We start from the raw sequence: 12,198 nt of genomic DNA, 5'->3' as shown, positions 1-12,198 counted from the left end.
ACTGGATCGCCGTGATGAGCGTGATGCTCGGCGCCTTCATGGCGGTGCTCGACATCCAGATCACCAACTCATCGCTCAAGGACATTCAAGGCGCCCTGTCGGCGACGCTGGAAGAAGGCTCGTGGATTTCGACGTCTTATCTGGTGGCGGAAATCATCATGATTCCGCTGACCGCCTGGCTGGTGCAGTTGCTGTCGGCCCGGCGGCTGGCGGTGTGGGTTTCGCTGGGTTTTCTGATTTCGTCGCTGCTGTGCTCGATGGCCTGGAGCCTGGAAAGCATGATCGTGTTTCGCGCCATGCAAGGCTTCACCGGCGGCGCGCTGATCCCGCTGGCGTTCACCCTGACGCTGATCAAACTCCCCGAACACCACCGGGCCAAAGGCATGGCCATGTTTGCCATGACCGCCACCTTCGCCCCGTCCATCGGCCCGACCCTCGGCGGCTGGCTCACGGAAAACTGGGGCTGGGAGTACATCTTCTATATCAACATCCCGCCGGGACTGATCATGATCGCCGGGCTGATGTACGGCCTGGAGAAGAAAGAAGCGCACTGGGAACTGCTGAAAAGCACCGATTACACCGGCATTCTCACGCTGGGCGTCGGCCTCGGTTGCTTGCAGGTTTTCCTTGAGGAAGGCCATCGCAAGGACTGGCTGGAATCGAATCTGATCGTGACGCTGGGCAGCATCGCCCTGCTGAGCCTGATCACCTTCGTGATCGTGCAGATCTCCAAGCCCAATCCGCTGATCAACCTGGGCATCCTGCGCAACCGCAATTTCGGTCTGTCGAGTATTTCCAGCCTCGGCATGGGCGTCGGGCTGTACGGCTCGATCTATCTGTTGCCGCTGTACCTGGCACAGATCCAGAACTACAACGCCCTGCAGATCGGTGAGGTGATCATGTGGATGGGCGTGCCGCAGCTGTTTCTGATTCCGCTGGTGCCGAAGCTGATGAAATTCGTCTCGCCAAAATGGCTGTGCACGATCGGTTTTGGCCTGTTCGGGCTGGCGAGTTTTTCATCTGGCGTGCTAAACCCGGATTTCGCCGGGCCGCAGTTCAATCAGATCCAGATTATCCGCGCCCTCGGTCAACCACTGATCATGGTGACCATTTCGCTGATCGCCACGGCTTACATCCTGCCGCAGGACGCGGGCTCGGCATCAAGTCTGTTCAACATTTTGCGCAACCTCGGCGGCGCCATCGGCATCGCCCTGCTTGCGACGTTGCTGGACGCGCGCACCAAGACTTACTTCGATTACTTGCGTGAAGCGGTGGTGCCGACCAATCCGCAGGTGGCCGAACGCCTGGCGTCGATGACCGATCGGTTCGGCAGTGACACGGCGGCGTTGGGCAAATTAAGCGAGATCGTTCATCAGCAGTCGCTGATCATGGCCTACAACGATGCGTTTCATTTTGTCGGGATTGCGTTGGGGATCAGCATGTTGGCGATCTTGCTCACCAAGAAACTGCCCGCCGGACTGAAGGCCGGGGAGTCTCATTAAGACCGAGTCGCCCCATTCGCGAGCAAGCTCGCTCCCACAGTTTTTTTGTGAACGACACAACTCCAATGTGGGAGCGAGCTTGCTCGCGAAGAGGCCCGACCAAACACTGCAAACCTTCAGACGGCCAAAAGGCGCTCACGCAACTTTGCAATTTCGTCGCGCATTTGCGCCGCCGCTTCGAACTCCAGGTCGCGGGCCAACTGGTACATCTTCTCTTCAAGTTGGCGGATGCGCTTGGTGATCTCGCTCGGCGAGCGCAGTTCGGCTTCGTACTTGGCGCTCTCTTCGGCGGCCTTGGCCATGCCCTTGCGCTTCTTGCTGCGCGAACCGGGCACGGTGGCGCCTTCCATGATGTCGGCGACGTCCTTGAACACACCCTTGGGCGTGATGCCATTGGCCAGGTTGAAGGCGATCTGCTTGTCGCGACGGCGCTCGGTTTCGCCGATGGCGCGCTCCATCGAACCAGTCATGCGATCCGCGTAGAGAATCGCCCGGCCATTGAGGTTACGCGCCGCCCGGCCGATGGTCTGAATCAGCGAGCGCTCGGAACGCAGGAAACCTTCCTTGTCCGCGTCGAGAATCGCCACCAGCGACACTTCCGGCATGTCCAGGCCTTCACGCAGCAGGTTGATCCCCACCAGCACATCGAACGTGCCGAGACGCAGGTCGCGGATGATTTCGACCCGTTCGACGGTGTCGATATCGGAGTGCAGATAACGCACACGAATGCCGTGGTCGGCCAGGTAATCGGTCAGGTCTTCGGCCATGCGCTTGGTCAGCGTGGTGACCAGCACCCGCTCCTCCAACGCCACCCGCTTGGTGATTTCCGACAAAAGATCGTCGACCTGAGTCAGCGCCGGACGTACTTCAACCTGCGGATCGACCAGACCGGTCGGTCGCACCACTTGCTCGATCACCCGACCGGCGTGCTCGGCTTCGTAGTTGCCGGGCGTGGCCGAAACGAAGATCGTCTGCGGGCTCACCCCTTCCCACTCGTCGAAACGCATCGGCCGGTTATCCAGCGCCGATGGCAGGCGGAAACCGTATTCCACCAGTGTTTCCTTACGTGAACGGTCGCCCTTATACATCGCGCCGACCTGCGGCACGCTGACATGGGACTCGTCGATCACCAGCAACGCGTCGGCCGGCAGGTAATCGTAGAGGGTCGGCGGCGGCGCGCCAGCCGGACGGCCCGACAGGTAGCGCGAGTAGTTCTCGATGCCGTTGCAGTAGCCGAGTTCGAGGATCATCTCCAGGTCGAACCGGGTGCGCTGCTCCAGCCGCTGGGCTTCCACCAGTTTGTTGTTGTTGCGCAGGTATTCCAGGCGCTCCTGTAACTCGACCTTGATCCCCTCGATGGCGTCGAGCAAGGTTTCCCGGGGCGTCACGTAGTGGCTCTTCGGGTAGAAGGTGAAGCGCGGCAGCTTGCGGATGACCTCACCGGTCAGCGGGTCGAACGCGGAAATACTTTCTACTTCGTCATCGAACAGCTCGATCCGGATCGCTTCGAGGTCGGATTCGGCCGGATAAATGTCGATCACGTCGCCGCGTACCCGAAACGTCGCCCGGGCGAAATCCATGTCGTTGCGGGTGTATTGCAGGTCGGCCAGGCGCCGAACCAGCGCACGTTGATCGAGCTTGTCGCCGCGATCGACGTGCAAGACCATTTTCAAATAGGTTTCCGGGCTGCCAAGGCCGTAGATGCACGACACCGTGGTGACGATGATCGCGTCCTTGCGCTCAAGCAAGGCCTTGGTCGCCGACAGCCGCATCTGCTCGATGTGGTCGTTGATCGACGCATCCTTCTCGATGAAGGTGTCGGACGACGGCACATAGGCTTCGGGCTGGTAGTAGTCGTAGTAGGAAACGAAGTACTCGACGGCGTTGTTCGGGAAGAACGACTTGAACTCGCCGTACAACTGCGCAGCCAGGGTCTTGTTCGGCGCCAGCACCAGGGTCGGACGCTGCACCTGGGCGATCACGTTGGCGATGCTGAAGGTCTTGCCCGACCCGGTCACCCCGAGCAGCGTCTGGTGCGCCAGCCCGGCTTCGATGCCTTCGACCATCTGGCGAATGGCTTCGGGTTGATCGCCGGCGGGGTCGAAACGGGTGACGAGCTGGAATTCAGACATAAACACCTCTGGAGTCGCGACGCCGACGACAAAGCGCAGGCCCACGAGAAAGACCGCAAACGACCGATGTCGCGCAAGGAAAAACGAAGATTGTGCTGAATGTGGAGCCGATTGCCTCGCCTTTCAAGGCAAACGTCCTACATCCGGTAAAGCTTCTGACAAATCCATTCGACTAACGGTCGAGAAATAATCGGAAAAACTTACCTTAAAAGCCGATTCGCCTGTCGCCATTGTTCGATGATGGCCTCTATACTAGCTCCCCGTTTGTGCACCGCTCTAGTGCATTCGGCTGGAGCGCCACACGTCCCTCCACTCTCCATTAGAGCTGCCGTAAAAATGAGCCTGTTCTCCGCTGTCGAAATGGCACCCCGCGATCCAATCCTGGGCCTCAACGAAGCATTCAACGCCGATACCCGGACCAATAAGGTCAATCTCGGGGTGGGTGTGTACTGCAACGAAGAGGGGCGAATTCCACTCCTGCGCGCCGTCATCGAAGCCGAAACCATTCGCGCCGCTCAGCACGCCTCGCGCGGCTACCTGCCAATCGACGGCATCGCCGCTTACGATCAGGCCGTGCAAAAGCTGCTGTTCGGCAATGATTCGCCACTGCTGACAGCTGGTCGCGTTGTCACCACTCAGGCCGTCGGCGGGACCGGCGCACTGAAAATCGGTGCCGACTTCCTCAAGCAACTGCTGCCGAATGCCGTTGTGGCGATCAGCGATCCGAGCTGGGAAAACCACCGCGCGCTGTTCGAAACCGCCGGTTTCCCGGTGCAGAACTACCGCTACTACGACGCCGCCACCCACGATGTGAACCGTGTCGGCCTGCTGGAAGATCTCAACGCCCTGCCGAACGGCTCGATCATCGTGCTGCACGCCTGCTGCCACAACCCGACCGGCGTCGACCTGAGCCCTTCGGACTGGAACAACGTGCTGGAAGCGGTCAAGGCCAAAGGTCACGTGCCGTTCCTCGACATGGCTTACCAGGGTTTCGGTGACGGCATTGCCGAAGACGCCGCTGCCGTGCGCCTGTTCGCCGAATCCGGCCTGACCTTCTTCGTGTCGAGTTCGTTCTCCAAGTCGTTCTCGCTGTACGGCGAGCGCGTCGGTGCGCTGTCGATCGTCAGCGAATCGAAAGAGGAAAGCGCCCGCGTCCTGTCGCAAGTCAAACGCGTGATCCGCACCAACTACTCCAACCCGCCGACCCACGGTGCAAGCGTGGTCGCCGCCGTGCTGAACAGCCCGGAACTGCGCGCCCAGTGGGAAGCCGAACTGGCCGAGATGCGTCTGCGCATTCGCGGCATGCGCGAGCAGATGGTTGCTCTGCTGGCGAAGAAAGCCCCGCAGCGTGACTTCAGCTTCGTCGGTCGTCAGCGCGGCATGTTCTCCTACTCCGGCCTGACCACCGAACAGGTTCACCGCCTGCGCAACGAGTTCGGCATCTACGCCCTGGACACCGGCCGCATCTGCGTGGCCGCGCTGAACCAGAGCAACATCGAAGCCGTGACAGACGCCATCGTTCAGGTCATCTGATCCGGCGCCGCACTGAAAACGGGAAGCCTTCGGGCTTCCCGTTTTTTATTTGTCTGAAGAAATGCCGCTACACCCTCTAGACTGCACACAGACGATATTTCAGAGAGCCGACATGAAAAACGATGACCTGCGCGCCGACCGCGATGAGCTGGACTACTATCCACCCCGCACCTCGGGCAAACGCGAAAAGAGCCTGGTGCTGCAAGTGGCGGCCGGGGTGTTTCTCGGCGGACTGGCCTTGTGGCTCGTGCAACTGGCGGCCACGGCGTTGTACGCAAAACTGCTGATGGGGACCTTTACCTTCGGTGGCTGAAAGCCGTTCGGTAAAAAAATCACGCCGATGCTTGACTAGTCTTTTTAAATCAGTAACATACGCACCAATTCCGCAATAGCTCAGTTGGTAGAGCAAGTGACTGTTAATCACTGGGTCCCTGGTTCGAGTCCAGGTTGTGGAGCCAAATACAGAGCCCCTGAATCGAAAGATTCAGGGGCTTTTTTGTCGGCATTGAAAAAGTCGGCGCCATAAAAAGGGCCGATCAGTTTCGCAACTGATCGGCCCTTTTCTATTCAGCAACAGCGGTCAGACGTGCTCGCTGCTCTTGGCGTGTACCTTTGGCGCGCCATGAACGTGATCCGAATCCGGATCGATCACCGGCACTTCATTGCCATCGCAGTCATGCAGCTTGCCGTCGCTGAAGTAGTCGCCTTCACGCAGCGCTGCCAGATCGCGATAACGCAGGGTCCGCTCTTCTGCCGCCGCAAACACCGACTGCTGATCCGAGTTGCCCGCCGTGAAGTGATTGAACGCCAGGTTCAGCAGAATCGCCATGATCGCCGACGAGCTGATGCCCGAATGGAAAATGGTCGCGAACCAGCTCGGGAAGTGATCGTAGAAGTTCGGCGCGGCAATCGGGATCATGCCGAAGCCGATCGAGGTGGCAACGATGATCAGGTTGACGTTGTTGCGGTAATCAACCTTGGACAACGTGCGGATGCCACTCGCCGCCACCGTGCCGAACAGCACGATACCGGCGCCGCCGAGCACCGAAGTCGGTACTGCCGCGATGACCCGGCCCATGAACGGCAGCAGGCCGAGGATCACCAGGAAGATACCGCCGGTGGCCACCACATAACGGCTCTTGATCCCGGTCACCGCCACCAGCCCGACGTTCTGGGCGAAGGCGCTCTGGGTGAACGAGCCGAAGATCGGCGCAAACATGCTCGACAGCATGTCCGCCCGCAGGCCGTTGCCCAGACGCTTGGAGTCGACCTTGGTGCCGATGATTTCACCGACTGCCAGGATGTCCGCCGAGGTTTCCACCAGAGTCACCATGACCACAATGCACATCGACAGGATTGCAGCGAAGTGGAAGGTCGGCATGCCGAAATGGAAAGGTGTCGGGAAGCCGAACATCGGGCCCTGGGTGACGTTGGAGAAGTCCGCCATGCCGAGGAACACCGCCAGCACCGTACCGATCACCATGGCCAACAGGATCGACAGACGCGAGATGGTGGAGCTGCCGACTTTGCTCAGCAGCAACACCAGCACCAGCGTGACCGCCGCCAGACCGATGTTCTGCATGCTGCCGAAGTCAGGCGCGTGACTGTTGCCGCCCATGGCCCAACGTGCAGCCACCGGCATCAGCGTCAGACCGATGGTGGTGATCACGATGCCCGTGACCAGCGGCGGGAAAAACTTGGTGATTCGTGAAAACACCGGCGTGATCAGCAAGCCAATCAGCGACGCCGCAATCACCGCGCCAAGCACCGACTGGAAGCCGCCCTCCCCGCCACTGCTGACAATCGCCACCATAGTGGCAACGCCGGAGAACGACACACCCTGCACCAGCGGCAACTGACATCCGAAAAACGGTAAACCCAGGGTTTGCAGCAACGTGGCCAGCCCCCCGCAAACAATGAAGCAGCAATCAACAGACCAATGTCCGCAGGCGAAAGCCCGGCGGCCTGACCGATGATCAATGGCACCGCGACGATACCGCCATACATGGTCAGAACGTGTTGCAGGCCGTAAGCCATATTCGCGCCGACCCCGAGATTCTCGTCCTCGGGCCGTTGGTGTGAAACATGGGGCGTTTTCATGGTGGGGGAGTTCCCTGGTTTTTGTTATGCGCACACTGTATGCAAGAGTCAGGACAAATGTCCATAGACTTGTATACAACTTATCAGTCACATAATGGTTAGCTAGCCACCCAACCTTCTATCCCGCTGCTTTCATCCCCCACAAATCCGGCAACACATCCTCATTCGAGTCCACGTTTTATCCGCCCAGGCTGAAGTGTTCATGGCGACCGACGGCGCGGTCGCACCCTTTTTTATACATATAAAGTATGCATAATGAAGTCATTCAAGATTCAGTTCGATAAAAGCAAGAATGCTGCCAACGCATTCGAGCCCAGCGAGCGAGGGCAACTTTGCGCAGAGGTGATCAATGAAGGATGAGTACGATTTCAGCCAAGGTAAACGCGGCGCCATCGCGCCCACCAAGGGCAAGACCCGCATCACCATCATGCTCGATGACGCGGTGATCGAAGCCGCGCGCGAGGTCGCTGAGAGCGAGGGCTATGGCTATCAGACGGTAATCAACAACACCTTGCGCCACGCACTGCTTAACAACCGTGGCGACGCCGATGAACTCGAACACTCCAGCGGGCAATTCAAGCAAGGCATCACCGCCACCGACCTGAAGAGTCTTGAGAAAAAACTGTCGGCGGCCGTGAACGAGATCCGGCGGGTGCTGGAGCCGGAGGCAAAACCTTAGGTTTCAGACTGGCTGAATCAAGCGCGCCAGCGCCAGACGTGCACCGGGCTGGTGCGGCAAGCGCAAGCCGAATTCCCGTTCCAGTAGTTCGATCAGCTCATCGATATCCGTTACCTCACGCCGCTCGCTCTCGGCGCCCATTCGGTGGATCGCGAAACTGCCGTTGTTCAGCGTACGTCGCCAGCCGTCGCCGGTCCGCGCGACCATCAGGCGCTGGGCGAATGGCGAGTCCGGGTGAGTCGAGACATACCAGTTGCCGAGGGTGTAATCGATGTCTTCCTGGCGTTGCAGGTCAAACAGGTACATCGGCCGCCATTCGCCAGCGACCCTGGCCCGCAGCATGTAGCCATCGGCCTGCACTTCGATGCGATACGGTTCGTGCGGCGTGGATTGCTCAGCGTCGGTATCCAGCACCAGCGGAGCGGTCGGCACCATGCCGCCGAAGCCGACATCGGTGATGTAGCGCACGCCGTCGAGGGTCACCAGACTCAAGCGATGGGTGCGCTCCGTCCAGCTGCCTTCGGGCCGATTAATGACCACACGTCCACTGATGCCCCGCGCCTCGAACCCCAGTTCCAGCAACAGCGCCAGAAACAGATTGTTCAGCTCGTAGCAGTAGCCGCCACGGGCGTCGTTAAAGACCTTGCGTTCGATGGAGGGCAGATCGATCAGAACGGGTTCGCCGCTTAGCGTCGACAGGTTTTCGAAAGGAAAGGCGCCGGTATGGCGCAATTGCAACAGGCGCAGGGTTTCAAGGGTCGGTGCCGGAGGCGCATCGAATCCCAGGCGTTGCAGATACTGTTTCAGATTCGTCAGGCGTGGCTCGCTCATTGCCGGGTCCTTTTGCATGGGCGCGGATCGTTCCGCCGATGGTCGCCATGTATACGGGATCCGGGCATCGAATCGACAATTGAATTAACCAATCACCTTTTTAGCGTCGTTTACGGGAGTCGATGCGAATCCACGTCGGCGCGTGGTCGCTGGCATGCGGTTCGTTGCGCACCCAGGCATCCACACCGGCCTCATGCAGATAAGGGCTCAGCTTGGGATTGAGCAGCAGATGGTCGATCCGCAGCCCGGAGTTCTTCTGCCAGTGCTGGCGGAAATAATCCCAGAAGGTATACAGCCGATCTTCGGGATAAAGATGCCGCAACGAATCCGTCCAGCCCTGATCCAGCAATCGCTGGTAGCACTCGCGGCTTTGCGGTTGCAACAACGCATCCTTGAGCCAGGATCGAGTGTTGTAGATATCCAGATCCGTGGGCACCACGTTGTAATCGCCGGCCAGCACCACCGGGTGATCGCTGCTTTGCAGATCCCGGGCGTAATTGATCAGGCGCTCGAACCAGGCCAGTTTGTAGTCGAACTTCGGCCCCGGTTGCGGATTGCCATTGGGCAGGTACAGGCAGCCCACCAACACCCCGTGCACCGCCGCTTCGAGGTAGCGGCTGTGTTTATCGTCGGGATCGCCGGGCAGACCGCGCCGGCTCTCCAGCGGTTGCGCATCGCGGGCAAGAATTGCCACGCCGTTCCATGACGCCTGACCGTGCCAGATGGCGCCGTAACCGGCGGCTTCCAGATCGGCGGCAGGAAACGCGCTGTCCACCAGTTTCAGTTCCTGCAAACAGACGATGTCCGGCTGCTCGCGCCTCAGCCACTCCAGCAGATTCGGCAGACGGGCCCGCAGGCCGTTGACGTTGAACGTGGCAATGCGCATTTTTTTCATCGTCCGGGTTCCTGCCATTGACCGATAAAAACTGTGACACCAGGCGCACCGCGACGGTTGCGTTGGATCCTCCGTTTACACGCGGTTGCGCAACCATTGCAGGAAACCTTTTTTCGGCACTGTCACCGGTGTTTCTTCCGTCAGGGATTGCGCCTTGTGCAGGCGGAAATCGAGCAGCGCCTTCATCGCGTCGTTGATGTCGTGACGGGCGTCCAGACACGGTTTGAGATAAGACTTCTCGATGCGATACAGCGCACAGAAGGTCTTGGCGGAGAAGTCGGCCGGCAATGACGTATCGGACAGTATTCCCGCTTCGCCGATCACTTCGCCCGGTCCCATCCGTCCGGACTCGAACGGCGTGCCGTGGCGTTTGAGCGTCACCGAGACCACACCGGATTCGATGATGAACAGGTGATCACTGACCTCGCCGCCCGCAAGAATCACCTCGCCGGCACGGAAAGTTTGCAGGGTCATGTTCTGGCTGAAGGTTTCTTTCTCTTCCTGACGAAGCGTAGAGAAAATCGGCGAGCTGTCGAGCAACGCCCGTGGCCGCGAGAGATTGCTCGACACGCCCGGCTCAACGCTCGACAGCAGATTGACCCCGGACGCCTGCAGATGCCGGTACGCCAGATCAAACAGCTGATTGCGCACCATACGTTTTTCGCTCATCGAGGCGACAAACCCGCTGATTTCATATTCGGTGCCGGCACTGCTGGAGCTCTTCAGCGCGACACTCGGCGCGGGGCTCTCCAGCAATTGGCGACAGCCCTGCATCGCCCGTTCCAGGGCATCGATCACCGAGCTGGGCCGCGCATGGGGGCTGACCTGCACGCTGACGGCGACCCCGAACATATTGCTCGGCCGGCTGAAGTTGATGATCTTGGCCTTGGCCGCCAGCGAGTTGGGAATCACCGCCATGCTGCCCTGACTGGTTTGCAGGCGCGTGGCGCGCCAGTCGATGTCGGTGACCCGCCCTTCCGTACCGTCGATGGAAATCCAGTCATCCAGTTGATAAGGCTTGGTGGTGTTGAGCACGATCCCGGAAAACACGTCGCTCAAGGTGCTCTGCAACGCCAGACCGACGATGATCGCCAACGCCCCGGACGTCGCCAGTACGCCTTTGACCGGCAGGTCCAGCACGTAGGCCAGCGCCGCGATGATCGCAATCAGGAAGATCACCGCACCCAGCAGATCCTGCAACAGCCGCCCGGTGTGCCCGACCCGCTGCATCATCACCGCGCCGATCAACACCGTCAGGGTGCGCGCGCCGAACAGCCACCAGCCGATCTGCAACCCGGTCGCCGCCAGGTGCAACGGCACGTTGTCGGCCCACGGCGCAGGCTCCATCGGGTTGAGCCCTTCGTTGAACAGCAGAAAGCTGAATAGAGCAAAGATCAGCACCCGTACCAACAGTTTCCACGCACTGCCGTGGGAGCTGATCAGACGCCACAGACCGAGATCGATCAGGATCAGGATCAAGGCGCAAAACAACGGATGATCGGTGAGCAGAGACAGCATCAAACAACTCCGACAGGGGCCAATCGCGAGAAGATCGCACAGATTGGGCTCAGTGTAGGAGTAATTGATTTGGCCGGATGAGTGCCACTGCGCACGCGCAAAAAAAACCGGCAGGCGCGCGTGGCGCCTGCCGGGATTTTCAGCCGTGCATCTGGCCGAAGCGGCCGGACTGGAAGTCGGCGAAGGCCTGGTGGATTTCCTGCTCGGTGTTCATCACGAACGGGCCGTGGCCGACGATCGGCTCGTCAATCGGCTCGCCACTGAGCAGCAACACCACCGCGTCCTGGCTGGCTTCGAGGGTGATTCGCTTGCCATCACGTTCAAACAGCGCCAGTTGCCCTTCGCGCATCGACTCCACACCGTTGATCCGGACCGCCCCCTTCAACACCACCAACGCCGTGTTACGGCCTTCGTGCAGATCCAGCGAAAGCAACTTGCCGGTGTTCAGTCGCAGATCCCACACATCGATAGGCGTGAACGTGCGGGACGGGCCCTTCTGACCGTCGAACTCGCCGGCGATCAGGCGCAGGCTGCCGGCGCCGTCCTTGAGCGCGATTTGCGGGATATCACTGTCCAGAATGGTCTGGTAACCCGGCGCGGCCATTTTGTCCTTGGCTGGCAGATTCACCCACAGCTGCACCATTTCCAGGTTGCCGCCGGTTCTGGCGAAGTTTTCCGAATGGAATTCTTCATGCAGGATTCCCGAAGCCGCGGTCATCCACTGCACATCACCCGGGCCGATGGTGCCGCCACTGCCGGTGGAGTCGCGGTGCTGCACTTCGCCTTCGTACACGATGGTGACGGTCTCGAAGCCACGGTGCGGATGCTGGCCCACGCCCCGACGTTCGGTGGTCGGGGTGAATTGCGCAGGCCCGGCGTGATCCAGCAGCAGGAACGGGCTGATGTGCTTGCCCAGGTTGTCGTAGGAAAACAGGGTACGCACCGGAAACCCATCGCCGACCCAGTGGCCGCGAGGGCTGGTGTAGATACCGATAAGGTTTTTCATGG

The 12,198-nt window shown here is 60.0% G+C and carries 9 protein-coding genes, 1 tRNA gene and 1 pseudogene; 5 read left to right on the top strand and 6 right to left on the bottom strand.

The annotated features are described in order from the left end of the window. Positions 1-11 precede the first annotated feature (11 nt). A complete protein-coding gene (locus tag I5961_RS09785) occupies positions 12-1,502 on the top strand; it encodes an MDR family MFS transporter (protein WP_227235574.1) in 1,491 nt (496 codons plus the stop codon). Between the two features lie 116 nt (positions 1,503-1,618). Here the strand turns inward: I5961_RS09785 and uvrB are convergent, their stop codons facing one another. Then, on the bottom strand, positions 1,619-3,634 hold the full coding sequence (uvrB, locus tag I5961_RS09780) for an excinuclease ABC subunit UvrB (RefSeq protein WP_085700166.1): 2,016 nt from the start codon (positions 3,632-3,634) through the stop codon (positions 1,619-1,621). Between the two features lie 336 nt (positions 3,635-3,970). Between uvrB and I5961_RS09775 the strand changes: the two genes are divergently transcribed. The 3 genes from I5961_RS09775 to I5961_RS09765 all read left to right on the top strand — a co-directional run bounded on the left by I5961_RS09775 (position 3,971) and on the right by I5961_RS09765 (position 5,625). Further along, positions 3,971-5,167, top strand: coding sequence for an amino acid aminotransferase (locus I5961_RS09775; RefSeq protein ID WP_227235070.1), 1,197 nt, complete (start codon positions 3,971-3,973; stop codon positions 5,165-5,167). Between the two features lie 112 nt (positions 5,168-5,279). After that, entirely contained in the window at positions 5,280-5,480 is a 201-nt protein-coding gene (locus I5961_RS09770) for a hypothetical protein (RefSeq protein WP_065257405.1), read from the top strand. Between the two features lie 69 nt (positions 5,481-5,549). Continuing rightward, a tRNA-Asn gene (locus tag I5961_RS09765) sits at positions 5,550-5,625 on the top strand. 122 nt (positions 5,626-5,747) lie between these two features. Here I5961_RS09765 and I5961_RS09760 read toward each other — a convergent pair. Next, a pseudogene (locus tag I5961_RS09760) lies at positions 5,748-7,267 on the bottom strand (nucleobase:cation symporter-2 family protein). Between the two features lie 349 nt (positions 7,268-7,616). Here I5961_RS09760 and I5961_RS09755 point away from each other — a divergent pair. Next, a complete protein-coding gene (locus I5961_RS09755) occupies positions 7,617-7,946 on the top strand; it encodes a BrnA antitoxin family protein (protein ID WP_227235068.1) in 330 nt (109 codons plus the stop codon). Between the two features lie 3 nt (positions 7,947-7,949). On the opposite strand, the gene I5961_RS09750 is transcribed toward I5961_RS09755, so the two are convergent. The 4 genes from I5961_RS09750 to I5961_RS09735 all read right to left on the bottom strand — a co-directional run bounded on the left by I5961_RS09750 (position 7,950) and on the right by I5961_RS09735 (position 12,196). Next, on the bottom strand, positions 7,950-8,777 hold the full coding sequence (locus I5961_RS09750; RefSeq protein WP_085700170.1) for an arylamine N-acetyltransferase family protein: 828 nt from the start codon (positions 8,775-8,777) through the stop codon (positions 7,950-7,952). 100 nt (positions 8,778-8,877) lie between these two features. Beyond that, positions 8,878-9,672: an exodeoxyribonuclease III gene (locus I5961_RS09745; protein ID WP_085703508.1), complete on the bottom strand. Its 795-nt coding sequence runs from the start codon at positions 9,670-9,672 to the stop codon at positions 8,878-8,880. A gap of 75 nt (positions 9,673-9,747) precedes the next feature. Continuing rightward, a complete protein-coding gene (locus I5961_RS09740) occupies positions 9,748-11,190 on the bottom strand; it encodes a mechanosensitive ion channel family protein (protein ID WP_085700172.1) in 1,443 nt (480 codons plus the stop codon). Between the two features lie 139 nt (positions 11,191-11,329). Then, positions 11,330-12,196, bottom strand: coding sequence for a pirin family protein (locus I5961_RS09735; protein WP_227235067.1), 867 nt, complete (start codon positions 12,194-12,196; stop codon positions 11,330-11,332). Positions 12,197-12,198 lie beyond the last annotated feature (2 nt).

It is taken from the genome of Pseudomonas sp. IAC-BECa141, assembly GCF_020544405.1.
Taxonomy (GTDB): domain Bacteria; phylum Pseudomonadota; class Gammaproteobacteria; order Pseudomonadales; family Pseudomonadaceae; genus Aquipseudomonas.
The sequence above is the reverse complement of the archived record's forward strand: the minus strand, read 5'-3'. Positions and strand labels throughout refer to the sequence as shown.

What these genes read in the sequence shown, in the direction of transcription:
- uvrB (WP_085700166.1), bottom strand. Translation starts at nt 3,634, where the DNA reads ATGTCTGAATTCCAGCTCGTCACCCGTTTCGACCCCGCCGGCGATCAA.
- I5961_RS09775 (WP_227235070.1), top strand. Translation starts at nt 3,971, where the DNA reads ATGAGCCTGTTCTCCGCTGTCGAAATGGCACCCCGCGATCCAATCCTG.
- I5961_RS09770 (WP_065257405.1), top strand. Translation starts at nt 5,280, where the DNA reads ATGAAAAACGATGACCTGCGCGCCGACCGCGATGAGCTGGACTACTAT.
- I5961_RS09755 (WP_227235068.1), top strand. Translation starts at nt 7,617, where the DNA reads ATGAAGGATGAGTACGATTTCAGCCAAGGTAAACGCGGCGCCATCGCG.
- I5961_RS09750 (WP_085700170.1), bottom strand. Translation starts at nt 8,777, where the DNA reads ATGAGCGAGCCACGCCTGACGAATCTGAAACAGTATCTGCAACGCCTG.
- I5961_RS09745 (WP_085703508.1), bottom strand. Translation starts at nt 9,672, where the DNA reads ATGAAAAAAATGCGCATTGCCACGTTCAACGTCAACGGCCTGCGGGCC.
- I5961_RS09740 (WP_085700172.1), bottom strand. Translation starts at nt 11,190, where the DNA reads ATGCTGTCTCTGCTCACCGATCATCCGTTGTTTTGCGCCTTGATCCTG.
- I5961_RS09735 (WP_227235067.1), bottom strand. Translation starts at nt 12,196, where the DNA reads ATGAAAAACCTTATCGGTATCTACACCAGCCCTCGCGGCCACTGGGTC.